This is a genomic window from Streptomyces sp. NPDC049585 (genome assembly GCF_040675615.1).
Taxonomy (GTDB): Bacteria; Actinomycetota; Actinomycetes; order Streptomycetales; family Streptomycetaceae; genus Streptomyces; species Streptomyces luteosporeus.
The window spans coordinates 43921-68108 of record NZ_JBFAPE010000024.1 but is presented as its reverse complement, the minus strand read 5'-3'; the positions used below and the strand labels follow the sequence as shown (position 1 = coordinate 68108).

General features: G+C 72.5%; 23 protein-coding genes and 1 pseudogene. 6 read left to right on the top strand and 18 right to left on the bottom strand.

The annotated features are described in order from the left end of the window. Nucleotides 1-115 precede the first annotated feature (115 nt). From AB0K17_RS22940 to AB0K17_RS22920, 5 genes and pseudogenes are all read right to left on the bottom strand, one after another. The gene (locus tag AB0K17_RS22940; RefSeq protein WP_344438935.1) at nt 116-913 is read right to left on the bottom strand and encodes a type III pantothenate kinase; all 798 of its coding nucleotides are present in this window, start codon (nt 911-913) and stop codon (nt 116-118) included. Then, nucleotides 913-1935: a carboxylating nicotinate-nucleotide diphosphorylase gene (gene nadC / locus AB0K17_RS22935; protein ID WP_365966227.1), complete on the bottom strand. Its 1023-nt coding sequence runs from the start codon at nt 1933-1935 to the stop codon at nt 913-915. The genes AB0K17_RS22940 and nadC overlap by 1 nt, the downstream gene beginning before the upstream one ends. A 21-nt stretch (nt 1936-1956) precedes the next feature. Then, nucleotides 1957-3663 (bottom strand): annotated as a pseudogene (locus AB0K17_RS22930) (L-aspartate oxidase); the annotation flags it as partial. Continuing rightward, complete coding sequence (panC, locus tag AB0K17_RS22925; protein WP_365984078.1) at nt 3660-4541, bottom strand: pantoate--beta-alanine ligase; 882 nt, start codon at nt 4539-4541, stop codon at nt 3660-3662. The pseudogene AB0K17_RS22930 and the gene panC, both read right to left, overlap by 4 nt. Beyond that, on the bottom strand, nt 4538-5458 hold the full coding sequence (locus AB0K17_RS22920) for a DUF2520 domain-containing protein (RefSeq protein ID WP_365966190.1): 921 nt from the start codon (nt 5456-5458) through the stop codon (nt 4538-4540). Before AB0K17_RS22920 ends, panC begins: the two co-directional genes overlap by 4 nt. Nucleotides 5459-5657: 199 nt before the next feature. On the opposite strand from AB0K17_RS22920, the gene AB0K17_RS22915 reads away from it, so the two are divergent. Beyond that, nucleotides 5658-6818: a beta-eliminating lyase-related protein gene (locus AB0K17_RS22915; RefSeq protein WP_365984077.1), complete on the top strand. Its 1161-nt coding sequence runs from the start codon at nt 5658-5660 to the stop codon at nt 6816-6818. On the opposite strand, the gene AB0K17_RS22910 is transcribed toward AB0K17_RS22915, so the two are convergent. Further along, a complete protein-coding gene (locus AB0K17_RS22910; RefSeq protein ID WP_365966187.1) occupies nt 6723-7049 on the bottom strand; it encodes a hypothetical protein in 327 nt (108 codons plus the stop codon). The genes AB0K17_RS22915 and AB0K17_RS22910 overlap by 96 nt on opposite strands. Nucleotides 7050-7147: 98 nt before the next feature. Here AB0K17_RS22910 and AB0K17_RS22905 point away from each other — a divergent pair, with 98 nt between their 5' ends. Beyond that, nucleotides 7148-8266 carry a DUF5937 family protein gene (locus AB0K17_RS22905; RefSeq protein ID WP_365966186.1) on the top strand — a complete coding sequence of 373 codons (1119 nt, stop codon included), beginning with the start codon at nt 7148-7150 and terminating at the stop codon, nt 8264-8266. 49 nt (nt 8267-8315) lie between these two features. Here AB0K17_RS22905 and AB0K17_RS22900 read toward each other — a convergent pair whose 3' ends face one another. Both AB0K17_RS22900 and AB0K17_RS22895 read right to left on the bottom strand, forming a co-directional pair. Beyond that, a complete protein-coding gene (locus AB0K17_RS22900) occupies nt 8316-8999 on the bottom strand; it encodes a response regulator transcription factor (protein ID WP_365984076.1) in 684 nt (227 codons plus the stop codon). Nucleotides 9000-9076: 77 nt separating this feature from the next. Beyond that, nucleotides 9077-10270: a sensor histidine kinase gene (locus tag AB0K17_RS22895; RefSeq protein WP_365984090.1), complete on the bottom strand. Its 1194-nt coding sequence runs from the start codon at nt 10268-10270 to the stop codon at nt 9077-9079. 121 nt (nt 10271-10391) lie between these two features. Here AB0K17_RS22895 and AB0K17_RS22890 point away from each other — a divergent pair, with 121 nt between their 5' ends. Then, nucleotides 10392-11477, top strand: a complete 1086-nt coding sequence (locus AB0K17_RS22890; RefSeq protein WP_365984075.1) for an SAM-dependent methyltransferase — start codon at nt 10392-10394, stop codon at nt 11475-11477. Further along, nucleotides 11474-12616: an NADH-quinone oxidoreductase subunit D gene (locus AB0K17_RS22885; protein WP_365984074.1), complete on the top strand. Its 1143-nt coding sequence runs from the start codon at nt 11474-11476 to the stop codon at nt 12614-12616. Before AB0K17_RS22890 ends, AB0K17_RS22885 begins: the two co-directional genes overlap by 4 nt. Nucleotides 12617-12637: 21 nt before the next feature. Here the strand turns inward: AB0K17_RS22885 and AB0K17_RS22880 are convergent, their stop codons facing one another. The 4 genes from AB0K17_RS22880 to AB0K17_RS22865 all read right to left on the bottom strand — a co-directional run bounded on the left by AB0K17_RS22880 (nt 12638) and on the right by AB0K17_RS22865 (nt 16141). Further along, nucleotides 12638-13573 carry a hypothetical protein gene (locus AB0K17_RS22880; protein ID WP_365984073.1) on the bottom strand — a complete coding sequence of 312 codons (936 nt, stop codon included), beginning with the start codon at nt 13571-13573 and terminating at the stop codon, nt 12638-12640. Nucleotides 13574-13683: 110 nt separating this feature from the next. Then, nucleotides 13684-14691 carry an ABC transporter substrate-binding protein gene (locus tag AB0K17_RS22875; protein WP_365966181.1) on the bottom strand — a complete coding sequence of 336 codons (1008 nt, stop codon included), beginning with the start codon at nt 14689-14691 and terminating at the stop codon, nt 13684-13686. Nucleotides 14692-14723: 32 nt separating this feature from the next. Further along, nucleotides 14724-15407, bottom strand: coding sequence for an ABC transporter permease subunit (locus AB0K17_RS22870; RefSeq protein WP_365966180.1), 684 nt, complete (start codon nt 15405-15407; stop codon nt 14724-14726). Next, complete coding sequence (locus AB0K17_RS22865; protein WP_365984072.1) at nt 15407-16141, bottom strand: ABC transporter permease; 735 nt, start codon at nt 16139-16141, stop codon at nt 15407-15409. Before AB0K17_RS22865 ends, AB0K17_RS22870 begins: the two co-directional genes overlap by 1 nt. Before the next feature lie 154 nt (nt 16142-16295). Here AB0K17_RS22865 and AB0K17_RS22860 point away from each other — a divergent pair, with 154 nt between their 5' ends. After that, the gene (locus tag AB0K17_RS22860; protein ID WP_365984070.1) at nt 16296-17438 is read left to right on the top strand and encodes a betaine/proline/choline family ABC transporter ATP-binding protein; all 1143 of its coding nucleotides are present in this window, start codon (nt 16296-16298) and stop codon (nt 17436-17438) included. Between the two features lie 206 nt (nt 17439-17644). Here AB0K17_RS22860 and AB0K17_RS22855 read toward each other — a convergent pair whose 3' ends face one another. From AB0K17_RS22855 to AB0K17_RS22830, 6 genes are all read right to left on the bottom strand, one after another. After that, nucleotides 17645-18130: a DUF3180 domain-containing protein gene (locus AB0K17_RS22855; protein ID WP_365966177.1), complete on the bottom strand. Its 486-nt coding sequence runs from the start codon at nt 18128-18130 to the stop codon at nt 17645-17647. Between the two features lie 50 nt (nt 18131-18180). After that, nucleotides 18181-18774, bottom strand: coding sequence for a 2-amino-4-hydroxy-6-hydroxymethyldihydropteridine diphosphokinase (folK, locus tag AB0K17_RS22850; protein ID WP_365966176.1), 594 nt, complete (start codon nt 18772-18774; stop codon nt 18181-18183). Further along, on the bottom strand, nt 18771-19130 hold the full coding sequence (gene folB / locus AB0K17_RS22845; RefSeq protein WP_365966175.1) for a dihydroneopterin aldolase: 360 nt from the start codon (nt 19128-19130) through the stop codon (nt 18771-18773). The genes folK and folB overlap by 4 nt, the downstream gene beginning before the upstream one ends. Nucleotides 19131-19413: 283 nt before the next feature. Next, complete coding sequence (locus tag AB0K17_RS22840; protein ID WP_365984069.1) at nt 19414-19881, bottom strand: nuclear transport factor 2 family protein; 468 nt, start codon at nt 19879-19881, stop codon at nt 19414-19416. Next, a complete protein-coding gene (gene folP, locus AB0K17_RS22835; protein WP_365966173.1) occupies nt 19878-20765 on the bottom strand; it encodes a dihydropteroate synthase in 888 nt (295 codons plus the stop codon). The genes AB0K17_RS22840 and folP overlap by 4 nt, the downstream gene beginning before the upstream one ends. Before the next feature lie 146 nt (nt 20766-20911). Next, on the bottom strand, nt 20912-22762 hold the full coding sequence (locus tag AB0K17_RS22830; RefSeq protein ID WP_365966172.1) for a phosphatidylglycerol lysyltransferase domain-containing protein: 1851 nt from the start codon (nt 22760-22762) through the stop codon (nt 20912-20914). A gap of 169 nt (nt 22763-22931) precedes the next feature. Here AB0K17_RS22830 and AB0K17_RS22825 point away from each other — a divergent pair, with 169 nt between their 5' ends. Then, nucleotides 22932-24044 (top strand): alpha/beta hydrolase-fold protein, encoded by a 1113-nt coding sequence (locus tag AB0K17_RS22825; RefSeq protein WP_365966171.1) that lies wholly within the window; start codon nt 22932-22934, stop codon nt 24042-24044. Nucleotides 24045-24188: the final 144 nt, after the last annotated feature.

Sequence of the window (24188 nt, the reverse complement as noted above, 5' to 3'; positions counted from 1 at the left end):
GCCGGCCGGGGCCGGCCGGGGACAGCCGGCTGCAGGTCGGCCGCGAGGACCGTCAGCCGGGGGACGACCAGCCACGGGGACGGTCAGCCAGGAGGACGGCCAGCCACCAGGACGATCAGCCGCGCATCATGTTGCGCTCGTAGACCAGACGCAGGCCGATCAGCGTCAGCCACGGCTCGTGCTCGTCGATGACCGTCGCCTCGCCCAGCACCAGCGGAGCCAGGCCGCCGGTGGCGATGACGGTGACGTCGTCCGGGTCGTCCGCCAGCTCCCTCGCCATCCGGCCGACGACGCCGTCCACCTGGCCGGCGAAGCCGTACAGGATGCCGGACTGCATGGCCTCGACGGTGTTCTTGCCGATGACGCTGCGCGGCCGGGCAATCTCGATCTTGCGCAGCTGGGCACCGCGTACGCCCAGCGCCTCCGTGGAGATCTCGATGCCCGGGGCGATCACACCGCCGGCGTACTCCCCGCGGGCGCTGACCGCGTCGAACGTGGTGGCGGTGCCGAAGTCGACGACGATCGACGGGCCGCCGTACAGCTCGACGGCCGCCACCGCGTTGATGATGCGGTCGGCGCCGACCTCCTTGGGGTTGTCCATCAGGATCGGCACGCCGGTCTTCACGCCGGGCTCGATCAGCAGCGCGGGCACGTCGCCGTAGTAGCGGCGGGTCACCTCGCGCATCTCGTGCAGCACCGAGGGCACGGTCGAGCAGATGCAGATGCCCTCGATGCCGTCGCCCAGCTCGTCGCCGAGCAGCGGGTGGCGGCCCATCAGGCCCTGCAGAAGGACGGCCAGCTCGTCGGCGGTGCGGCGCGGGTCGGTGGAGATGCGCCAGTGCTCGACGATGTCCTCGCCGTCGAACAGGCCGAGGACGGTCTGGGTGTTGCCGACGTCGATCGTGAGCAGCATCAGGCGCTCTCTTCCCTCAGGTCCAGCCCGATGTCCAGGATGGGCGACGAGTGGGTGAGCCCGCCGACCGCCAGGTAGTCGACGCCGGTGCCGGCGTAGGCCCGGGCGTTGGCCAGCGTCAGCCGTCCGGAGGACTCCAGCTTGGCACGGCCCGCGACCAGTTCCACGGCCTCGCGGGTCTGCTCGGGGGTGAAGTTGTCGAGCATGATCAGGTCGGCGCCCTCGGCGAGCACCGGCTCGATCTGGTCGATCCGGTCGACCTCGACCTCGATCGGCAGGCCCGGGAACTCCCTGCGCACCGCGCGGAACGCCTCGGCCACCCCGCCGGCGGCGACGACGTGGTTGTCCTTGACCAGCGCGGCGTCCGACAGCGACATGCGGTGGTTGACGCCGCCGCCGCAGCGCACCGCGTACTTCTCCAGGGCGCGCAGGCCGACCGTCGTCTTGCGGGTGTCGCGCACCGCGGCGCCCGTGCCCTCCAGCGCGTCGGCCCAGGCACGGGTCGCGGTGGCGATGCCGGACAGGCGGCACAGGATGTTGAGCATGCTGCGCTCGGCGGTCAGCAGGTCGCGGGTGCGCGTGCGCACGGTCAGCAGCTTCTGGCCGGCCTCCACCCGGTCGCCGTCCGCGACGTGCCGCTCGACCTCGAACTCGTCGGTGGCCACCACCGACAGGATCGCCTCCGCCACGCGCAGGCCGGCGATCGTGCCGGCCTCGCGGGCGGTGAAGTCGCCGGTGGCCACCGCGTCCTCGGCGATGGTGGCGACGCTGGTGACGTCGACGCCGCCGTCGAGGTCCTCCTCGATGGCCAGGTGCGCGATGTCCTCGACCTGCAGCGGGTCCAGACCGGAGGCGACCAGCAGGGCCGCCAGCTCCGGGTCGAGGCCGCACTCGAGGGTGCCCTCGCCGAACTCCTCGCCCGCGCAGCCGCAGGCGTCGCCGCAGCCGCCGGCCGTGGCCTCGGCGGCCTCCTGGCCGGCGCGGCCGATCTGGTGCAGGGGACGGTCTTCGGACGTGCTCACGGTGTTCTCCTCGGAGGCGGCGGCAGGAGTGACGGGTGGGAAGGCGGCCGTTGCCGTGGCGGACACGGCGAGGGTGCGGTCCGGGCGCAGGGCCAGCAGCAGGTGACGGCGGGAGTGCTCGTCGTCGCGGTCCGGGTGGTCCTCGCGCCAGTGGCAGCCGCGGGTCTCCTCGCGGCGCAGCGCGGCTTCGACAAGTACTTGTGAGACCAGCAGGAGGTTGGTGGTCTCCCACGCCTCCGTGCCCGGGACGACGGCCTTGTCGACGCCGTCGCGGATGCGGGCGAGCTCGGCGGCCGTACGGGCCAGGGACTGCGCGGACCGCAGGACGCCGGCGCCCTGGGTCATGGCGCGCTGGATCGCCGTACGGGCCTCGGGCGCGACGAGCCGCAGCTCGGTGCCCTGCGGGGCCGACCCGGCGGCGGACGCGGGCTGCGGGGCCTCGGACAGGGGGTCGCCGGTTCGCCCGTCGATGTGGTCGGCGATGTGCGCACCGATGTGGTCGGCGATGCGCTCGGCGAAGACCAGGCCCTCCAGCAGCGAGTTCGACGCCAGGCGGTTCGCGCCGTGCACACCGGTGCAGGCGACCTCGCCGCACGCGTACAGCCCCTGCACGGTCGTACGACCGTGCAGGTCGGTGCGCACCCCGCCGGAGGCGTAGTGGGCCGCCGGCGCGACCGGGACGAGCTGGGTGACCGGGTCGATGCCGTGCGAGCGACAGGCGGCGAGGATCGTGGGGAAGCGCTGCTCCCACTTCTGGGCGCCGAAGTGGCGGGCGTCGAGGTACATGTGCTCGGCGCCCTTCTCCTGCATGCGCCGCATGATGCCCTTGGCGACGATGTCGCGCGGGGCGAGCTCGGCCAGCTCGTGCGCGCCGACCATGAAGCGGTGGCCGTCGGCGTCCACCAGGTGGGCGCCCTCGCCCCGCACCGCCTCGGAGACCAGCGGCTGCTGGCCCTCCGCGTCGGGACCCAGCCACAGGACGGTGGGGTGGAACTGCACGAACTCCAGGTCCGAGACCTCGGCACCGGCGCGCAGGGCCAGCGCCACGCCGTCGCCGGTGGAGACCGCCGGGTTGGTGGTCGCGGAGAACACCTGGCCCATGCCGCCGGTGGCCAGCACCACGGACCGGGCGCGCACCGCGCCGACGCCGTCGTGCTGCCCCTCGCCCATGACGTGCAGAGAGACGCCGGCCGCGCGGCCCTCGGCGTCCTTGAGCAGGTCCAGCACGAGGGCGTGCTCGATCGTCTCGATGCCCGCGGCGCGCACGGCCTCGACCAGGGCGCGGGAGATCTCGGCGCCGGTGGCGTCGCCGCCGGCGTGGGCGATGCGGTTGCGGTGGTGGCCGCCCTCGCGGGTCAGCAGGATCTCGCCGGTGCCGGCGTCGGTGTCGAAGCGGGCGCCGGTGGCGATGAGGCGGCGCACGGCGTCGGGGCCCTCGCTGACCAGGGCGCGCACGGCCTCCTCGGAGCACAGCCCGGCGCCGGCGACCAGTGTGTCGTCGAGGTGCTGCTCGGGGGTGTCGCCCTCGCCGAGCGCGGCGGCTATGCCGCCCTGGGCCCAGCGGGTGGAGCCGGCGTCCAGGCGTGCCTTGGTGACGACCGTGACCCGGGCGCCCGCGGCGGCGCAGCGCAGTGCGACGGTCAGCCCTGCGACGCCGGAACCGATGACGACGACGTCGGCGTCGACCGCCCAGCCGGGGCGGGGGGCGGTCAGTCGTATGCCGGTCATCGCGTCGCTCCCAGCGTGGTCGCGCCCAGGGTCAGGGGAAGGTTGTCGATCAGGCGGGTGGTGCCCACCTTGGCGGCGACGGCCAGGACGGCCTCGCCGGTGTGGTCGTCGGGGACCTCGATGAAGTCGGCCGGGTCGACCAGGGCGACGTAGTCCAGCTGCAGGGGCGGCTGGAGGCCGGCCGCCTCCTTCAGCACGCCCTGCGCCGCCTGCCGTACGGCCGAGGCGCCGCGCGGCGCCTCGGCCTGGGCGGCGAACAGGGCACGGGACAGGGCGAGCGCGGTGGCCCGGTCGGCCTCGGAGAGGTACCGGTTGCGGCTCGACAGGGCGAGGTTGTCGCGTTCGCGGACGGTGGGCACGCCGAGGATCTCTACGGGGAAGTTCAGGTCGCGCACCATGCGCCGGATCAGGGCGAGCTGCTGGGCGTCCTTCTGCCCGAAGAGGGCGACGTCGGGCCGGGTCAGGTGCAGCAGCTTGGCGACGACGGTGAGCATGCCGTCGAAGTGGCCGGGGCGCGAGGCGCCTTCCAGGCGCTCGCCCATGGGGCCCGCGGTGACGCGCACCTGGGGCTCGCCACCGGGGTAGACCTCGTCGACGGCAGGGGCGAGGACGAGGTCGGCGCCGGCCTCCCGGGCGACGACCATGTCGGCGTCGAGGGTGCGGGGATAGCGGTCGAGGTCCTCGCCGGCCCCGAACTGCAGGGGATTGACGAAGACGGTGACGACGACCTGGCCCTCGGGGCCGGCGGCCTCGCGCGCGGTGCGGATCAAGGTGGCGTGGCCCTCGTGCAGGGCGCCCATGGTCATCACGACGGCGCGGCGGCCGCGGCCCGGGAGCGCCTGCAGCTCCTCGGCGGTGCGGATGAGCCGGGTGGTCACTGGTTGCCTCCGTCCGCGAGGACGCCGAGCAGGTCCTCCGCCAGTTCGGGTTTGAGCAGGCCGTGCGCGAGCGCGCGGTCGGCGGTCGTACGGGCCATGGCCAGGTACCCGGCAACGGCCTGGGGCGCGTGGGTGCGCAGCTGCTCGATGTGGGCGGCCACGGTGCCGGCGTCGCCGCGGGCGACCGGGCCGGTCAGGGCGGCGTCACCGCTGCGCAGCGCGTTGTCGAGGGCGGCGCCCAGGAGCGGGCCGAGCATGCGGGCGGGGTGCTCGACGCCCGCGGTGCGCAGCAGCTCCATGGACTGGGCCACCAGGGTGACCAGGTGGTTGGCGCCGATGGCGAGGGCCGCGTGGTAGAGCGGGCGGGCGGATTCCTCGATCCACTCCGGCTCGCCGCCCATCTCGATGACGAGGGCCTCCGCCGCCAGCCGCAGCTCCTGAGGGGCTGTGACGCCGAACGAGCAGCCGGCCAGGCGCTGGACGTCGACGGGGGTGCCGGTGAAGGTCATGGCCGGGTGCAGGGCCAGCGGCAGGGCGCCGGCGCGGGTGGCCGGGGCGAGCACGGCGGTGCCGTGGCGGCCGGAGGTGTGCACCAGGAGCTGGCCGGGCCGCACGGCGCCGGTCTCGGCGAGCCCGGCGACCAGGCCGGGCAGCGCGTCGTCGGGCACGGTGAGCAGCACGAGGTCGGCGTGGGCGAGCACGTCGGCGGGCGCCATGACGGGGACGTCGGGCAGCAGGGCGGCAGCGCGGCGCAGGGAGGCGTCCGAGACCGCCGAGACCGCGACCGGGCGGTGCCCGGCGAGCTGCAGCGAGGCGGCGAGGGCGGGGCCCACGCGGCCGGCGCCGACGACGCCGACGGCGAGCCGGGCCGGGCGGTCCTGGGGGCCCGGGTGGTCCGGGGAATGAGGTGCGTTCACGCGGCGGGGTGCCTTCCGTTCCAGTCCGCGGGGGTACCGGACGATTCCTTTGTCATGCTACGCGAGGCGTGGCGCGCGCCCTCCGGGTCGTCCACAGGGGTGGGCGGACCATCACACCGCACGGTGGATTGTCGTACTGCAGCCCGTGCCTGTGGATATCCCGTCGCGGCCGGACCGGGGGCTGGGCCATGCTCGCCCCATGAGCGACGAGACGACCTTGGCCCGCAGGATCGCCGCCCTGCGCGGCTCCGAACGGGTGCTGTCGGGCGGCCGGATGGGGGTGCCCCTGGGCGGGCTCCTGAGCGACCTGGTCGAGACGGCCCCGGAGCTGTACGACATGGATGCGCTGCCCGACATGTACGGCGACGGTGTCGTGGCCCGGCTGGAGGAGCGGGTCGCCGAGCTGCTCGGCATGGAGGCGGCCGCGTTCTTCCCCACGGGCACGATGGCCCAGCAGGTGGCGCTGCGCTGCTGGGCGGGGCGCACGGGCAACCCGACGGTGGCGCTGCACCCGCTCTCGCACCTGGAGAGATTCGAGCGCAGCGCCTATGTGCAGGTCAGTGGCCTGCGCGGGGTGCACACCACCGATGAGCCGCGCACGCCGACGGCCGCGGAGATCCGTGAGCTGGCGGAGCCCTTCGGCACGCTGACCCTGGAGCTGCCCCTGCGCGATGCCGGGTTCCTGCTGCCGACCTGGGAGGAGCTGGTCGAGGTCGTCGAGGCCGCCCGGGAGCGGGAGGCGGTCGTCCACTTCGACGGGGCGCGACTGTGGGAGTGCACCGAGCACTTCGGGGTGGGGCTGCAGGAGATAGCGGCCCTGGCGGACTCGGTGTACGTCTCCTTCTACAAGTCGATCGGGGGCATCTCGGGCGCTGCGCTGGCGGGCCCGGCTACGCTGATCGAGGAGGCGAGGACCTGGCGGCACCGCTACGGCGGCACCGTCTTCCAGCAGTGGCCGGCGGCGCTGTCCGCGCTGGCGGGGCTGGAGCGGGAGCTGCCCCGGCTGCCGGAATACGTGGCCCATGCCAAGGTGGTCGCGAAGGCCCTGCGGGAGGGGTTCGCCGAGGCGGGGGTCCCGTGGTCGCGGGTGCACCCGGAGGTGCCGCACACCCATCGGTTCCAGGTGTGGCTGCCCTACGAGGCGGACGCGCTCACCGCGGCAGGGACACGGCTGGCGGAGGAGACCCGCACGACGCTCTTCGGCGGCCGCTGGATGCCGGTGCCGGTGCCGGGGCTGTCGTTCACGGAGGTCACCGTGGCCGACTCAGCGCTGGCCTGGACGGCTGCAGACGTCCGCGAGGCGGTCGGCGCCCTGCTGGAGCGGCTCGACCGGCCGGAGCGGGAGGGCGGAGGCAGGTGAGGAAGGGGCAGCGGCCGGGCGGGGCGTCGTGGCCGGGCGGAGCCTGGAGAGCAGGGCCGTCCAGCGTGCGCGGTGAGCGGCGACGCGCTCGTCCACCACTGCCCGGAACCGCCACCAGGTGCGCACCTCCTGCAGGGTCCGCAGGTCGGCGGTGCCCGGCGCCGGAGGGGCCGGGTCCTGGTGGGAGGCGGTGCGGTAGAGGTCGAGCAGGTGCTGCTGAGTGGCGTTCATGCACTCCACGGTGGGCCGTGCCCGACGCCGCTGCGCATGGATTGACGAGGAACGTCAAATGACGGCCCGGCCCGCCGGGAGAGAGGCACGATGAGCCCATGAGCGTCATGATCGACATCGCGGGGCTGCCGCCCGAGCGCATGGTCTTCCGGGCGTCCCCGCTGGCCGAGCTGTGCGCCGCCCTGCACGCGCTGGCCGAGCCGGTGCACCACCCGGGGCTGCACGGCTGGACCACCGCGACGAACTCCGCCCTCAAGCCGGACCTCGCGGACCGCCTGTGCGAGGCGGACTTCCTGTGGCGTTCGACGTTCTCCGACATCTCCCTGCCGTTCGCCGCACTGCCGCACACGCAGGGCGTGCCCGGCGCCACCCTCGCCGAGGACCTGGACCTGCTCGACCGGCTCGACGACCAGGTGTTCGTCGACGCCGCGCTGGAGATCTCGTGCTCCAGCCGCTACAGCCGGCCCGGACCGTCTCCCCTGGTGGACGCCGAGGCCCGGCATTACGCGATGGAGCGCGCCATGGCGCGCGGGCCCCGGGCGGTGGAGTTCGCCCGCCGGATCCTGGACGACCCGCCGACCGTGCGCGCCTGGCTGCGGCGACTCTTCGAGGACTGCGCCGAGGCGTTCTTCAACGACACCTGGCAGCGGGTGCGCGTACAACTGACCGCCGATGCCCGGCACAAGACCGAGGTGCTGCGCCGCAAGGGCCTGACCGAGGCCCTCGCGGAGGTCTCGCCCGCGGTGACGCTGACCGAGGACGGCACCCGGATCAACGTCGACAAGCTCGGCAACGGCCGGACGACGGCACTCGACCCCGCCATCGGCCCGGGCGTGACCTTTGTGCCGTCCTCCTTCGGCTGGCCCCATGTGTGGGTGCTGCACGCCCCCGGCTGGCGGCCGGTGGTCCACTACCCCGTGGCCGCGGCGGAGCTGCCCGGGCCGGAGTCCCTGGAGCTGCTGAAGCTGCGCCTGGAGGCCCTCGCCCACCCGATGCGCATCCGGATGTGCCGCTACCTGGCCCGCTCCGCGTACACCACGGGCGAGCTCGCCACGGCGCACGACATCAGCGCGCCGGAGGTCTCGCGGCACATATCCGTGCTGAAGAAGGCGGGCCTGCTGACCACCCGGCGCCGCGGCCGGTACGTGCTCCACCAGCTCGACCTGACGGTGGTGGCACGGCTCGGCAGCGACTTCCTGGAGGGCGTGCTGCGCTAGGTCGTGTCCGGCGGATCGTGTGCAGCGCCCCGTCAGGGGCGCGGGGGTGCTACTGGGCGGCGGCCCCGCCGCCTCCGGCCCGTACCAGACCGCTCTCGTAGGCCATCACCACGACCTGCACGCGGTCCCGCAGGCCGAGCTTGGTGAGGATCCGGCCGACATGGGTCTTCACCGTCGCTTCGGACAGCACCAGGCGGGCGGCGATCTCGCCGTTGGACAGGCCCTGGGCCACCAGCAGCATGACCTCGCGCTCCCGCTCGGTCAGGCGGGAGACCTCGGCGCTGACCGGCTCGGCGCCGGTGCTCGGCAGCATGGGGCTGAAGCGGTCGAGCAGCCGGCGGGTGGTGCTCGGCGCGACCACCGCGTCGCCGCTGTGCACCGCCCGGATGGCGCCCAGCAGCTCGTTGGGCGGCACGTCCTTGAGCATGAAGCCGCTGGCCCCGACCTTGAGCGCGGAGAAGGCGTACTCGTCGAGGTCGAAGGTGGTCAGGATCAGCACCTTGGGCGGATCGTCCTGGACGCAGATGCGGCGGGTCGCCTCCACCCCGTCCAGCCGCGGCATGCGGACGTCCATCAGCACCACGTCCACCTCGGTGCCGGCCAGCACCTCGAGCGCCTCGGCGCCGTCCCCGGCCTCGGCGACGACCTCCATGTCGGGCTGGGCGGCCAGCACCATGCGGAAGCCGGTGCGCAGCAGCACCTGGTCGTCGACGAGCATCACGCGGATCGCCATGCGGGGTTCCCTTTCACAGGTTCACGGATCGAGCAGGAGCGGGGGTATCGATGGAGGGTTCCATGGTGGCGGCGGGGTCAGCGGCCCGGCCTGTTCGGCAGCAGCACGCTGATGCGGAAGCCACCGCCCGGGCGGGGCCCCGCGTCCAGAGTGCCGCCGACCATGCCGACGCGCTCGCGCATGCCGATCAGGCCGTGGCCCATGCCGTCGGCGCCACCCGCCTCGTACAGCTCCTGCTGTGCGCCCCGGCCGTCGTCCTCCACCAGCAGGCCCAGGCCGTCGTCGAAGTACGTCAGCCGCACGCTGGCGCCCACGTCCGGGCCGCCGTGCTTACGGGTGTTGGTCAGGGCCTCCTGCACGATGCGGTAGGCGGTCAGCTCCACGCCGCTGGGCAGCGGGCGCGGCGCGCCCTCGATCTTGAAGTCCACCGGCAGGCCCGCGCTGCGGACCTGCTCGACCAGCTCGCCGATCCGCTCCACGTCCGGCTGCGGCACGTACTCGCCGCCGGTCTCGCCGCCCTCCTCGGTGCGCAGCACGCCCAGCAGCCGGCGCATCTCGGCGAGGGCCTGACGGCCGGTGGCGGAGATCGTCGACAGCGCCTGTTTCGCCTGATCGGGCGAGGCGTCCAGCACGTACGCCGCGCCGTCGGCCTGCACCACCATGACCGACACGTTGTGGGCGACGACGTCGTGCAGCTCGCGGGCGATCCGGGCGCGCTCGGCCGTGACCGCCATCCGCGCCTGCTGCTCGCGCTCCTTCTCCAGCCTCTTCGCCCGTTCCTCCACTTGTGCCCAGTAGGCGCGGCGGGTGCGCATCGAGTCGCCGAGCACCCAGGCGAGCAGGAAGGGCACCGCGAGGAAGACGGTCACCAGGAGGTTGGTGGACAGGGAGTTGTGCGGGTTGGGCCAGCGCAGCTGGGCGAGCGGTGCCGCCACGAAGCTGCCGGCCAGGGCGAAGCGCGAGGCCCAGCGGACGTGCCCGGACGCCACCGTGTACACGATCACGAGCATGGCGAAGTCGGCGACGCCCGCGGGCTGGTTCAGCGCCAGCTGGGCCACGCCGGTGGCGGTGGCGAGCAGCAGCATCTTCTGCGGGGCCCGGCGGCGCAGCGCCACGACGAGGCACAGCGGCAGGGACAGCAGGGCCGGCACCGCCGGGGATCCCCCGCTGAAATCCGCCGCAGACAGCAGACTCATCCCCAGCAGCAGGACGGCCCAGAAGCTGTCCACACAGGTGGGGTGTCTGCGGAGGAAGTCGTAGAGACGCTGCACGTCACCCAGCGTAGGCATGCGGAGTCGGTGCCCGGGTCAGCCCGGGGGGCGATCCATGCCCCGGGCGACTACTCCCCAAGGTGGAGGGTCGCCCCCGGACGCCCCCGCTTACCGTGGGCACATGGCGAGTGCGAGCAGCGGCCCGGACGGGACGCGGACCTGGCGGGAGGCGGCCGATGCCGCCCTGTACGGCCCCGGAGGCTTCTACCGGCGCCCCGAGGGGCCGGCGGGCCACTTCCGTACGTCGGTCCATGCCTCGCCGCTGTTCGCCGGGGCGGTCGTGGAGTTGCTGCGGCGGGTGGACGCGGCCCTGGGGCACCCGGAGGAGCTGGCCTTCACCGATGTGGGCGCCGGCCGGGGCGAGCTGGTGCGCGCGGTGCTGGAGCGGTGCCCGCAGGACCTTGCGGCGCGGCTGCGCCCGTACGCGGTCGAGATCGCGGACCGCCCGGCCGGGCTGGACCCGCGGGTCGTCTGGCTGGAAAAGGTCCCCGAAGGCGTCGAGGGGCTGCTGTTCGCGAACGAGTGGCTGGACAACGTTCCGGTGGACGTGGCCGAGGCCGACGGCGCGGGCAGCGCCCGCCGGGTGTTCGTCGGCGAGGACGGTGAGGAGATGCTGGGCGAGCCGGTCGCCGGAGAGGACGCCGCGTGGCTGGCCCGCTGGTGGCCGCTGGAAGGCGCGCCGCCCGGGAGCCGGGCGGAGATCGGGCACCCGCGCGACGCCGCCTGGGCGCACGCGGTCGGCAGCCTGCGGGCCGGGCTCGCGGTGGCCGTGGACTACGCCCACGAGCGCGCCACCCGGCCGCCCTTCGGCACCCTCGCCGGCTTCCGCGACGGCCGCGAGGTGCGGCCGGTGCCGGACGGCAGCTGCGACATCACCGCGCACGTCGCCCTGGACGCCTGCGCCGCGGCCGGGCCCGGCACGGGCGCCGCGGTGACCACGCAGCGCCGGGCGCTGCACGCCCTGGGCGTGGACGGCGGCAGGCCGCCGCTCTCGCTGGCCTCCTCCGACCCCGCCGCCTACGTGCGGGCGCTGGGCACCGCCGGGGAGGCGGCGGAGCTGACGGCACCGGGCGGGTTGGGCGGCTTCGGCTGGCTGCTGCAGCCGGTCGGAGACGCCTGTGCGCCGGTGGTGGCCGAGGTGCTGGGCGCGCCCGGCGGCGACGGCCGGGGCGGGTCGTCCGGCGGGGCTGAGAAACTGTTCCCATGACGGAGACGACAGTCGGCATCGGCGGCGCGGCGGAGAGCACCGACATGGTGCTCAACATCGGGCCTCAGCACCCGTCCACCCATGGCGTGCTGCGGCTGCGCCTCGTCCTGGACGGCGAGCGGATCATCTCGGCGGAGCCGGTGATCGGCTACATGCACCGGGGGGCGGAGAAGCTCTTCGAGGCCCGCGACTACCGGCAGATCGTCATGCTCGCCAACCGTCACGACTGGCTGTCGGCGTTCTCCAACGAGCTGGGCGTGGTCATCGCCGTCGAGCGCATGCTGGGCATGGAGGTGCCCGAGCGCGCGGTGTGGACGCGGACCCTGCTGGCCGAGCTGAACCGGGTGCTCAACCATCTGATGTTCCTCGGCTCCTATCCGCTGGAGCTCGGCGGGATCACGCCCGTCTTCCACGCGTTCCGCGAGCGCGAGGAGCTGCAGACGGTCATGGAGGAGGTCTCCGGTGGCCGGATGCACTACATGTTCAACCGCGTCGGCGGCCTGAAGGAGGACCTGCCGGCCGGCTGGCTCGGGCGGGCCCGGCATGCGGTGGCCGAGGTGCGCTCCCGGATGGACGTCTACGACCGGCTGGTGCTCGGCAACGAGATCTTCCGCGGCCGTACGCGCGGGGTCGGGGTGCTGACGCCGGAGACGGTGCACGCCTACGGGGTGAGCGGGCCGATCGCCCGGGCCTCCGGCGTCGACTTCGACCTGCGCCGTGACGAGCCGTACCTGGCCTACGGCGAGCTGGGCGACGTGCTGAAGGTCGTCACCCGGCAGGAGGGCGACTGCCTGGCGCGCTTCGAGTGCCTGCTGGAGCAGACGCACAACGCGCTGGAGCTGGCGGACGCCTGCCTGGACCGACTGGCGGAGCTGGCCCCGGGCCCCATCAACCAGCGGCTGCCCAAGGTGCTCAAGGCACCGGAGGGCTCGACGTACGTGTGGACGGAGAACCCCCTGGGGCTCAACGGCTACTACCTGGTGTCCAAGGGTGAGAAGACGCCGTACCGGCTGAAGCTGCGGTCGGCGTCCTTCAACAACATCCAGGCGCTGGTGGAGCTGCTGCCGGGGACGCTCGTCGCCGACATGGTGGCGATCCTGGGATCGCTGTTCTTCGTCGTCGGCGACATCGACAAGTAGACGTCCCCGGCCGGGGCTCCGTCAGGAGATCGCGGTGCGCAGTTCGGCCACGTCGATCTGCTCGGTCTCGTCGTGGGCGGTGAGGTCTATGACCTTGCCGTCCTCGTCGACGCCGGCCGCCTCGGCGAGGGCCTCCTCGCCGACCACGTCGGCCAGGTCCTGCTCGTCCACCGGCTTGTCCTTCTTCGCGTTGCCGAAGAAGTCGAAGCCGCCCTGGGTGCGGGCCACCTTTCGGCGTGCGGCCGGCACCGGCGGGGCCGCGTCGGCCTTCGCGATCTTCTTGGCGGCCGGCTTCTGCTTCTTCGCGGCGTCCTTCACGGCGTCCTGCGCAGCGGCCTTCTCGGCGGCTTTCGCAGAGGCCTTCTCGGCGGTCTTCGCCGCAGCCGTGGCCTCGGCCTTGCGCTCCAAGGTGCGCAGGGCGTCGGCGGCCCGCCGGTAGGCGTCGGGGCCGATCCCGGCCGGGGGCAGGGCCTTGGCCTCGCCCGCTGCCGCGGGCTTCGCCCCGGCGCCCTTCTCCAGCAGGCGGCGGCCCTCCAGGGCGCTGGCCCGCTCGGTCTCGGCGGTGGCGTAACGGCGCAGCAGGTCGGCGTGCTCGGTGCGCAGGCGGGCGAGCTCGGCGCGCTTGTTGCGGAGCTTGACCTCGACCCTGGTGCGGGCCAGCCGGGTCTCCTCGAGGTCCGTCTCCAGCTCGGCGATGCGCTCCTCGGTCTTCCACTCGTCCCGGGTGCGGGCGGCGGAGAGCTGGGCGACGCGCTTGCCTGCCGCGCGGTCCCAGCGGCGCATCATCACCGAGCCGACGACGGCCGCGGCCGCGGAGGCCGCGGCCAGGGCGCGTATGACGAGCGGCTCGCCCACCACCAGAGCACCGGCGGCGCACGCGACGGATGTCGCGGCGACCGACAGCGGGGGAAGAAGCCGGTGCAGGGGTGCGGAATGGCGGTGGCGTCCTCGTGGCATGGCCTGAAACTTACCGTGCGTTGCCTCGGGAGTGTGACCCCGCCACCAAACTCGTCCCTTGATCTTACTTCTCCCCTACACCGTCACTTGCTCGCCGTCACGTCGGTCCGTCACTTCGTCAGGAGCTTCTTCTCCTTGAGGTACTGCGCGGCGACATCGGCGGGCTTGAGCCGCTCGGCGTCGACCTTCTTGTTGAGTTCGGTGAGATCGGCCGTGGTCAGGACCCTGTTGAGCCGTTCCAGCGCTTCCGTGATCTTCTCCGAGCCGGCCTTCTTGGCATTCACCACGGGCAGCACGTTGTCGGAGTTCTGCAGCTTCTTGTCGTCTTCGAGGAGCACCAGTCCGAACTGCTTCAGGGTGGCGTCCGTGGTGGTGGTCAGGAGCAGCTGCGCCTTGCCGTCCTTGACCGCCTGCTTGGCCTGGGGGCTGCCGACCTCCAGCGGCACGATGCCGGAGACCTCGATGCCGTAGGTCTTCTCCAGCCCGGGCCTGCAGAAGGGCCGCTCCCGGCATTCGTCGCCCGCGGCCAGCTTGACCTGCTGCTTCGACTTTCCGAGGTCGGAAAGCGTCTTGAGGTGGTGTTCGTTTGCGAACTCGCCGGTAACGGCGAAGGCGTTCTGGTCGACCGCCCGGCCCGGTTCGAGCACCTTCAGACCGCGCGGCTCGGCGAGTTTCCGCAGGGCCTTCACCGTGGCCTCCGGATCGGAGGAGGCGACCTGCGGGGCATCCTTGCCGTTCTGCTTCTTGTTGAGGAATTCGGTGAGCGTCGCCGCGTACTCCGGGACGACGTCGATCTCGCCCCGCTCCAGCGCCGGCTCGTACAGCTCGCGCGCATCGACGGTGTGCACCGTCGTGGAATACCCGGCGTTCTTCAGCAGCCCCGCGTATATCTCCGCCAGAACCTTCGATTCGGTGAAGGACGCGGAGCCGATGACCAGGGACTTCTCCCCCGAGCCGGCGCCGGAGCCACCCGCCCCGCCGGACTTCTCCAGGCTGTCGCCGCCGCAGCCGGCGAGCCCCGCGGTCAGGGCCGCGACGCCGGCGGCCGCCAGCAGGGCGCGGGCGCGGCGCGCCCGGCGCGCCGTTCCCGGCAGCAACGGCAGCGTTGTCCTGGGCATAGGTGACTCCATCCGTCCGATTGGTTCGCTCGTCATGCGCGTGCGGTCGCCACCTGCCCGCGCATCGGGTCCAGCAACCGCTGCAGCAGCACGAACGCGCCCTCCACCGCCAGCGCCAGCACCGCCACCAGCAGGGCGCCCGCCACCACCTGGGCGGTGTCGGTGAGCCGGAAGCCGGCCGTGATGATGCGGCCGAGCCCGCCGCCGCCGGGCAGCGCCGCCAGCGTCGTCGTGGCCACGACCTGCACGGCGGCGGACCGGATGCCGGTCATGATCAGGGGGAAGGCCAGCGGCAGCTCGACGCGCGCCATTACCTGACGGCCCGTCATCCCCATGCCGCGCGCGGCTTCCACCGTCCCCCGGTCGACACCGCGCATGCCCACATAGGCGTTGGTGAGCACCGGGGGTATCGCGAACAGCACGAGCGCAATGACCGTCGGCCAGGATCCGTGCGTACCGAGCGGGCTGAGCAGCAACAGCACCAACACCGCGAAAGTCGGCACCGCACGGCCCACGTTGGAGATGTTGATGGCCAGCGCGCCGCCCTTGCCCAGGTGGCCGAGCAGCAGGGCGACGGGCAGCGCGATCGCGCAGGAGATCAGAAGGCAGACGACGGTGAGGAAGAGGTGCTCACCGAGCCGGTGCCACACCCCGTCCGTGCCGGACCAGTGGGCGGAGGTGCTCAGCCACTCCCACGTACGTCCCAGGACGTCCATCAGGCCACCGCCTCGCCCGGCAGGTCGTTCGCCGGCCGCCGCGCCGACATCCGCTTCTTCGGCCGCGCTCCCGCCCGCGCCCACGGTGTGAGCAACCGCTGGACGCCCAGCAGCAGCACGTCCGCCACCACGGCCAGCAGGACGCACAGCACGGATGCCGTCAGCACCTGGGCCTTGAAGTAGCTGTGCATGCCCTCGTAGATGAGGTTGCCCAGGCCGCCGTAGCCGATGATGGCACCCACCGTCGTCAGCGAGACCGTCGAGACCGTGGCGATCCTCAGACCCGCCATCAGAGCCGGTACGGACAAGGGCAGTTCGACCTGGAACAGCAGCCGGGCCGGACCGAACCCCATGCCCCGCGCCGCCTCCCGTGCCTCCTCCGGGACGGACGCGAGGCCGGCGAGTATGTTGCGCACCAGGATCGTCAGCGAATACAGCACCAGACCGGTGACCACCACCGCCGCCGAGAGCCCGAACACCGGCACCAGCAAGGAGAACATCGCCAGGGAGGGCACCGTGTACAGGATCGTGGTCGCCCCCAGCACCGGCGCCGCGATCCCCCGCCACCTGCGGGCCAGCAGCGCCAACGGGAAGGCCACGAACAGGCCGATCAGCACGGACGAAAGAGTGATGCCGATGTGCTGGAGGGTCGCTTCCGTCAGCTCCGTGCCGCGCGTGCGGACGTACTCCCCGCAGACCCAGTCGTTGGCGATCAGGCAGTTCTGACCAGCCATCCGTGCCCTCACCTCCCCCTCGGCTTTCACGGTCGGTTACCAGCGACCCTAACCCGGCGCACTGACATTCGCCTCCGGCGGTCATTCGACGGCAACATGTTCGAAGGCCGTCCCGACGGCCGACGGGCAGCCAACCGGGCAACAATGGGGAACCATGATCCGCTTCGAGCACGTCACCAAGCGCTACGCCGATGGCACGACCGCCGTCGACGACCTCTCCTTCGAGGTCGCGGAAGGAGAGCTGGTCACGCTCGTCGGACCGTCCGGCTGCGGCAAGACCACGACCATGAAGATGGTCAACCGGCTGATCGAGCCCACCAGCGGCCGCATCCTCGTCGACGGCCGGGACATCGCCGACGTCGACCCCGTCGAACTGCGCCGACGCATCGGGTACGTCATCCAGCAGGTCGGCCTCTTCCCCCACAAGACCGTGCTCGACAACACCGCCACCGTGCCGCACCTGCTGGGCTGGTCGCGCAAGAAGGCCCGCGCGCGAGCCGCCGAACTGCTGGAACTGGTCGGGCTCGACCCCGCCCTGTACGGGGACCGCTACCCCGAACAGCTCTCCGGCGGACAACGCCAGCGCGTCGGGGTGGCCCGGGCCCTGGCCGCCGACCCGCCCGTCCTCCTGATGGACGAACCCTTCGGAGCCGTCGACCCCGTCGTGCGGGAACGACTGCAGTCCGAATTCCTGCGACTGCAGTCGCAGGTGCGCAAGACGGTGCTCTTCGTGACGCACGACATCGAGGAAGCCGTACGGCTCGGCGACCGCATCGCGGTGTACGGGAACGGGCGCATCGAACAGTTCGACGCACCGGCCGCGGTGCTGGGCGCGCCCGCCACGCCGTACGTCGCGGACTTCGTGGGCGCCGACCGGGGGCTCAAGCGGTTGTCGGTCACGCCCATCGAGGCGGGCGACCTGGAACAGCCGCCGGTCGTGCACCTCGACGACCGGCTGGCCGACGCCGCGGAGCGGCTGACCGCCGACGGGGCGCGGTGGGCCGTCGTCCTCGACGACGCGGATCGGCTGCACGGGTGGGTCTCCGCGGAGGCGGTCTCCTCCGGTGGCGGAGTCGTGCGGGACGTGGCACGGCGGATGGATGCCTGGCTGCCGCTGGGGGCGTCACTGAAGCAGGCGTTCAGCACGATGCTGCAGCACGATGCGGGGTGGATTGCGGTGGTGGACGGGGAGGGGGCGGATCACTTCTTGGGCGTGCTCACGCCGGGGGGATTGCATGCGGCGTTGCGGCGGTCGGTGGGTGGGGACGCGGACGTGCGCACCGTCAGTGGTGCGTGACCCGCACCCGGGGTGCGGGCGGGGTGGTTCCGCCCGGTGGGCGGGTTTGTGCCCACCCGTTCCTCCCCCAGCTACCGCTGGGAGGTGCCCCCACCCCAGCTACCGCTGGGAGGTGCCCCCACCCCAGCTACCGCTGGGAGGTGCCCCCATGCGGAACGATTGCCCACAAACGCGCGGGCGGCGGAAGCCTGCCCGCAAACCGGCCGTCAGGCTCGGCTCGCCCCGCCGTCTTCGTCGTCGTCTTCCGGGAGGCGGCAGACTCGTTCCATGAAGAAGGCCGCTGCCACCACGCAGGCGCCGGCCAGGACCGAGGCGCCGGCGTAGATGGCCTGGTCGCGGCGGACGGGGACGTCGAGGCCGTCCATGAGCAGGAAGACGCCGACGCCGCCGTACATGCCGGCCACCAGGGCCGCGACCAGGGCGCTCGCCTGGCCGAAGACGACGGCTCGCGCCGCCAGGAGCGGGTCGACGCCCTTGGCGCCGGGGCGGCGCTCCCGCTGGGCGCGCAGGCGTGCCCGGATCGAGAGGCCGGTGGCGAAGAGGACGACGGCGATGACGGCCAGCACGATGGGCGCGGCCACGGGCACGCTGGGCAGCGTGCCGAAGGAGTCCCACAGCCGGGCCGCCGCCCAGGACAGCACCCCGGCCACGGCGAACAGCCCTGCCAGCATCCCGATCCGCAGTTGTTTCACGTGGCTGTCGCCCCTTTGTTTTTTGTCGCTCGCCGCCACCCGCCCAACGGCTACTCGGGCAGACGGAGTTCCAGGTCGGTCCGGACGGACACACCTTCCTTGCCGACCGTCGTCAGCAGGTCGGCCAGTGCACCGTGGCCCGGGACGACGGCCTCGGGGTCCACGTCGTACCACGGGACGAGGACAAAGGCACGCTCGTGGGCACGCGGGTGGGGCAGGGTGAGTCGCGGGTCGTCGGAGACGACGTCCTGGTAGGTGACGATGTCGACGTCCAGGGTGCGCGGGCCCCAGCGCTCGTCCCGCACCCGCTCGAAGGCCTCCTCGATCGCGTGACCGCGCTCCAGCAGGGAGTCCGGCGGAAGAGTGGTCTTCACCAGCACGACGGCGTTGAAGTACGACGGCTGGGAGCCCGCCTCTACGCCCCACGGCTCGGTCTCGTAGACGTGGGAGACGGCTTTGACGCGCAGGCCGGGGGTGTCCTCCAAGGCGTCGATGGCGCCCTGGAGGGTCTCCAGGCGGTTGCCCAGGTTGCTGCCGATGGAGATCACGGCGCGCTTGGGGTTGTGCAGGGTGATGTCGGCGGCGTCCACCTGTTCCACCACGGAGGCGGGCACCGGCTGCACGGTCGGGTCGCTGCTGCTCATACTCGGCTCCGGGTGATCGTGACGGTCACGTCGTCGAAGGGAACGGTGATCGGGGCGTCCGGCTTGTGGACGACGACCTCGACCTGCTGCACGGGCTCGTGCGCGAGGCACTGCTGGGCGATGCGCTCGGCGAGGGTCTCGATGAGGTCGACGGGCTCGCCCTCGACGATGCCCACGACCTCCTCGGCCACGATGCCGTAGTGCACGGTCTTCGTGAGGTCGTCGCCGGCCGCGGCAGGCCGGGTGTCCAGGCTCAGCACCAGGTCCACGATGAAGGTCTGGCCCTCCTCGCGCTCCCGCGGGAACACCCCGTGGTTGCCGCGAGCCTTCAAGCCGCGCAGCGCGACACGATCCACACGAATCACTCCTGCTGGTCGTCGGTACGGGCCCGGCGCGGCAGGCGGCCGCCGGGTGGCCCACTTCGAATCTACCTGCGGGCACCGACACGACCGGTCCTCGGGTGCTATGGACAGGGCCTTCGGGCGGTGCTAAGCACCGCCCTCGCTCTCCGCCCCCGTCCCCGCCTTTCCACCCCCGGCCTGGGCCGACGCGCCTGCGGGGTGGTCCGGCCAGGGGTGACATACCCGTGCGGGGGACGTGTCGTACGCCACATCACCCCGACGGGTCAGCCCGCCCGGGTCAGGATGATTCGTCCCCGTCGTCCTCCTCGTCCTCCTCGCCCGCCAGCACCGGCGAGCCGTGGTGGGACCAGACCTTCCACTCGCCGCCGGCCGTGCGCCGGAAGACGTTGGTGGCCACGACCAGCTGGCCGACCAGCGGGCCGAGCTCGCCCTCGTTCTCGGCGGGGGCGCCGCTGAGGATGTTCTCCGTGCAGGTCACCAGGGCGGTGTCGCCGGTGACGGAGACCTCCACGTCCGTCAGGAAGAACTGGATGTAGTCCGTGCTCGCCATGATCAGGGCGTACGAGCGCAGGACCTCGCTGCGGCCGCGCAGCACCGGCCAGCCGGGGTGCACGCACGAGACCTCGACGCCGGGCTCGTTCAGCCACAGCTGCTCCATGGCCACGGTGTCGCCGCGCTCGACCGCCTCGTACAGCGCGGTGTTGGCCAGCTCGACCCGCTCGCTCTCGGTGCGGGCGGTGCTCACACCGCCCCCTCGGCGGCCGCGGCACCGGTGACGGCGGCGACCACACGCACGGCATCCGCGCTGGCCCGCACCTCGTGCACCCGTACCGCCCAGGCGCCGTCGCGGGCGGCGAGGGCCGAGACGGCGGCGGTGGCGCCGTCCCGCTCGCGGGCCGGCGGCGGTTCGGCCCCGGGGCCGGCCAGCACCCGGCCGAGGAAGCGCTTGCGGGAGGCCGCGACCAGCACCGGCAGGTCGTCGAGCTCCCGGCGGAACCTGCGCAGCCCGGCGACCAGGGCCAGGTCGTGCTCGGCGTTCTTGGCGAAGCCCAGGCCCGGGTCGACCACGATGCGCTCGGGCTCGACGCCGCCGGCGACGACGGCGTCCAGCCGCTGCCGCAGCTCGTCGATCACCTCGCCGGCGACGTCCGGGCCGTAGACGGCCCGGCTGTTCATGTCGGCACTGAAGCCACGCCAGTGCATGACCACGAACGGCACCCGGGCGTCGGCGACCACCGGCACCATGGCCGGGTCCGCCAGGCCTCCGCTGACGTCGTTGACGAGCACCGCGCCGGCCTCGACGGCGGCCTCGGCGACGGCGGCGCGCATGGTGTCCACGGAGACGACGATGCCCTCGCCGGCCAGCTCGCGGACGACCGGGATCACCCGGCGCAGCTCCTCGTCCTCGTCGATCCGCGTCGCCCCGGGCCGGGTGGACTCGCCGCCCACGTCGACGAGGTCGGCGCCGGCCGCGGCGAGCTCCAGGCCCCGCTTGACCGCCAGGGCGGTGTCGAACCAGTGGCCGCCGTCCGAGAAGGAATCGGGCGTGACGTTCACCACGCCCATCACGGCACAGCGGTCCCACGCGGGCAGTCCGACCGGCCCCACCCGGCCGCGCAACGTACTCATACCAACCAGCCTAGGGCGTGGGGGCGCCCCGTTCACCGCCCGCCCGGGGGCGCGGGAGAAGCGAGGGCGCGGGAAACGGCACGGGAAAAGCGAGGGGCCCCCGCCCGGACGGTGTCCGGTGCGGGGGCCCACGGGGCCGGCTGCGGTCAGGCCGCGCGCGTGACCTCGCTCTGCTCGACGGCTTCCTCGTCGTCCACGATCACCGAGGGGTCGGCCGGGCGGCGGCGCAGCAGGCGCGGCAGCTCCAGGAAGCCCTCGGCCTGCATCATCGCGAAGCCGATGCGCGGCAGGTCGCGGCTGTTGGGGAAGACCACGAAGCGGGGCTCCCAGATCGGGCGGAACTTCTCGTTGAACTTGTACAGCGACTCGATCTGGAACCAGCGCGACAGGAAGATCAGCACCGCGCGCTGGATGCGGACGACCGGGCCGGCGCCCAGCTTGCCGCCGCGCTCCAGGGCGGAGCGGAAGAAGGCGAAGTTCAGCGACATGCGCTTGATGCCCAGCTCCGGCGCGGCCTGCAGGAAGGCGACGATCAGGAGCTCGTTCATGCCGGGGTCGGCGCTGCGGTCGCGGCGCATGAGCTCCAGGGAGCTGCCGTCCGGGCCCCAGGGGACGTAGTGCTGCATGGCCCGCAGGTCACCGAAGGGCAGGTCCTCGCCCTCCTCCGGGTCCTTGTGGGCGGTGGCGATGATCGCGTCCAGGTCCTTGGGGTCGCCGATGCGGCCCAGGGCCATGGAGAAGCCGCGCTCGTCCTCGGTGTCCCGCCAGGCGTTGGCGGCCTTCTGGACGGCAGCCAGCTCCTCGGGGTTCAGGTCGCCCACGCGGCGCACCTTGGTGGTGTAGCCATTGCGCTCGATGCGCTTGACCATCTGGCGGACGTTGCGCATGGAGCGGCCGCTCAGGCTGAAGTCGGCGACCTCGACGATGGCCTCGTCGCCCATCTCCAGGGCGTCCAGGCCGGTCTCGCGGGTCCACACCTCGCCACCGGTCTGGCTGCAGCCGGCGACGGCGGGGGTCCAGGAGTGGCGCTTGGCCAGCTCCATGAACTTCTCGATCGCGCCGGGCCACGCCTCGACGTCACCGATCGGGTCGCCACTGGCGAGCATCACGCCGGAGACGACGCGGTAGGAGACGGCGGCCTTGCCGGACGGCGAGAAGACCACGCTCTTGTCGCGGCGCAGCGCAAAGTGGCCGAGGGAGTCGCGGGCACCGTGCTTGGCCAGCAGCTCGCGCAGCCGGTCCTCGTCCTGCTCGGTCAGCAGCGGGGCCGGGTACTCGGGGCGGAAGAGCAGGTACGCGGTGGAGAGCACGGTCAGCAGGCCGAGGGCGCCCAGCGAGTAGCCGACGACGTAGTCGGTGCCGCCGGTGTAGCGGACGGAGCCCTCGAAGCCGAACAGACCCCACACGACGTGCTCGATCTGCTCCAGCACCGGCGGGTCGCCGACCATCTGGTTGGCGTGCGAGCCGACGATCACCCAACCGAGGGCGAAGCTGACGCCACCCATGACGATCAGGTTGGCGAGCGCCTTCCAGCGGCTGCGCGAGTCCGGCAGCGCGTCGAACGCCTTCTTGTGCCGCAGCAGGTAGACGAAGAGCAGCAGCGAGAGGATCGTGCCGATCCTGGAGTGGCGGTAGATCAGCTGGGCCGCGGCGCCGATGGGCAGCAGGACCACGGCGGCCATCCAGGCCCGCTTCTTGGCCCGCTTCAGGCCGTGGGCCAGCATCAGCAGCAGGATGCCGACGATGATCGAACCGGCGGCGGCCAGCTGGGTCACCGTACCCGGCAGCACCTCGGCGAGGGCGTGCACCTTGCTCCAGCGCCACCGGGGGATGACTCCGGCCGCGACGTCGGCGAGGCCGATGAGCGCCGCGATCGTGCCCACGACGGCGGGTACGTTCTCGGGCTTCGGGCCTTTGACGACTCGCGCAAGCCCCGTGAGCCACTTCGAACGCGAAGCAACCTCGTCGGACTTATTGCCATCTTCCCTGACAGACATCTCTTCCCGTCGTCCTGTCGACTGGAGCTGCGCCGTTCGGCAGCAGCACCCGTGCAATGTGCGCCCTGTAGGACGACGGTTTCGGGGTTGAGGTTCCGCGGGGGGCCGAGCCCGGAAAGAAGTAACCATTCCGCGACTCGGCGCCGGGTCGCTCGGCAGAAAGCACCTCATGGGTCTCACCAGCATGGCAGTACTGCTGCTTGCCATCGCGGCTGCGGTAGTGCTCTTCGCGTTGACCATTTGGCTCTGGCCCCGGCTGGGCAGGAAGAGCGTGGGCGCCGTGGCCGCCCGCGTGGGCATGATGCTGGCCACGCAGCTCTCCCTGTTCGCCGCGATCGGACTGTGGGCGAACCAGTCCTTCGGCTTCTACGGCTCGTGGGCCGACCTCTTCGGCCAGGTCAAGGACGAGGGCGTGGTCGTCGACCACAGCATGGGCGCCAAGCGCGTCCAGGTGGTCGGTGCGCAGGCGGTCAAGGTCCCGCGGGGCAACGTGCCGCGCGTCGGCGGCAAGATCGAGAAGATCAACGTCGTCGGCATCGAGTCCAAGATCAGCAGCCCGGCGTACGTCTACCTGCCGCCGGAGTACTTCCAGCCGGAGTACGCGAACAAGACCTTTCCGGCATCGGTCGCCCTGACCGGCTACCCGGGCACCGCCGAGGCGCTCATCAAGGGCCTGGACTACCCCGTGCGCGCACACAAGCTCGCCAAAGAGAAGAAGATGCAGCCCACCATCCTCGTGATGATGCGGCCCACCGTCGCCCCGCCGCGCGACACCGAATGCATGGACATACCCGGCGGCCCTCAGACCGAGACCTTCTTCGCCAAGGACCTGCGCAAGGCCATCTCCGAGCAGTACCGCGTCGGCACCAAGGCCGCGAACTGGGGCATGATCGGCGACTCCACCGGCGGCTACTGCGCGCTGAAGATCGCCATGCGCCACCCGGACTCCTACAGCGCCGCCGCCTCCCTCTCCGGCTACTTCAAGGCCCCGCAGGACCCGACCACCGGCTCCCTCTTCGGCGGCAGCAAGCAGGTGGAGAACGAGAACGACCTGCTGTGGCGGCTGAAGAACAAGCCGCTCCCGCCGGTCTCGCTGCTGGTGACCAGCAGCAAGAAGGGCGAGCACAACTACAAGGACACCCTGAAGTTCATCGACATGGCCTCGAAGTCCCCGACCCGGGTCTCGTCGATCATCCTCGACAGCGGCGGGCACAACTTCAACACGTGGCGGCGCGAGCTGAACCCCACGCTGAAGTGGATGGGCAGCCGGCTTTCCGCTTAGCGGATTCCTTGCCGGCTCCCGGGGTACGGGGTCCTGCCGTCAGCCGACTGCGCGTCGTTGGTGGCTGATCGCGCAGTTCCCCGCGCCCCTTTCGGGCGCCCTCGCCGCGGCCGCGACAGAGAAAGGGCCCGCCATTTGGCGGGC

What these genes read in the sequence shown, in the direction of transcription:
- AB0K17_RS22905 (WP_365966186.1), top strand. Translation starts at nt 7,148, where the DNA reads ATGAGCGTCATGATCGACATCGCGGGGCTGCCGCCCGAGCGCATGGTC.
- AB0K17_RS22885 (WP_365984074.1), top strand. Translation starts at nt 11,474, where the DNA reads ATGACGGAGACGACAGTCGGCATCGGCGGCGCGGCGGAGAGCACCGAC.
- AB0K17_RS22830 (WP_365966172.1), bottom strand. Translation starts at nt 22,762, where the DNA reads ATGTCTGTCAGGGAAGATGGCAATAAGTCCGACGAGGTTGCTTCGCGT.
- folP (WP_365966173.1), bottom strand. Translation starts at nt 20,765, where the DNA reads ATGAGTACGTTGCGCGGCCGGGTGGGGCCGGTCGGACTGCCCGCGTGG.
- AB0K17_RS22825 (WP_365966171.1), top strand. Translation starts at nt 22,932, where the DNA reads ATGGGTCTCACCAGCATGGCAGTACTGCTGCTTGCCATCGCGGCTGCG.
- AB0K17_RS22880 (WP_365984073.1), bottom strand. Translation starts at nt 13,573, where the DNA reads ATGCCACGAGGACGCCACCGCCATTCCGCACCCCTGCACCGGCTTCTT.
- AB0K17_RS22875 (WP_365966181.1), bottom strand. Translation starts at nt 14,691, where the DNA reads ATGCCCAGGACAACGCTGCCGTTGCTGCCGGGAACGGCGCGCCGGGCG.
- AB0K17_RS22940 (WP_344438935.1), bottom strand. Translation starts at nt 913, where the DNA reads ATGCTGCTCACGATCGACGTCGGCAACACCCAGACCGTCCTCGGCCTG.
- AB0K17_RS22865 (WP_365984072.1), bottom strand. Translation starts at nt 16,141, where the DNA reads ATGGCTGGTCAGAACTGCCTGATCGCCAACGACTGGGTCTGCGGGGAG.
- AB0K17_RS22890 (WP_365984075.1), top strand. Translation starts at nt 10,392, where the DNA reads ATGGCGAGTGCGAGCAGCGGCCCGGACGGGACGCGGACCTGGCGGGAG.
- AB0K17_RS22870 (WP_365966180.1), bottom strand. Translation starts at nt 15,407, where the DNA reads ATGGACGTCCTGGGACGTACGTGGGAGTGGCTGAGCACCTCCGCCCAC.
- AB0K17_RS22860 (WP_365984070.1), top strand. Translation starts at nt 16,296, where the DNA reads ATGATCCGCTTCGAGCACGTCACCAAGCGCTACGCCGATGGCACGACC.
- AB0K17_RS22915 (WP_365984077.1), top strand. Translation starts at nt 5,658, where the DNA reads ATGAGCGACGAGACGACCTTGGCCCGCAGGATCGCCGCCCTGCGCGGC.
- AB0K17_RS22900 (WP_365984076.1), bottom strand. Translation starts at nt 8,999, where the DNA reads ATGGCGATCCGCGTGATGCTCGTCGACGACCAGGTGCTGCTGCGCACC.
- AB0K17_RS22910 (WP_365966187.1), bottom strand. Translation starts at nt 7,049, where the DNA reads ATGAACGCCACTCAGCAGCACCTGCTCGACCTCTACCGCACCGCCTCC.
- folK (WP_365966176.1), bottom strand. Translation starts at nt 18,774, where the DNA reads ATGAGCAGCAGCGACCCGACCGTGCAGCCGGTGCCCGCCTCCGTGGTG.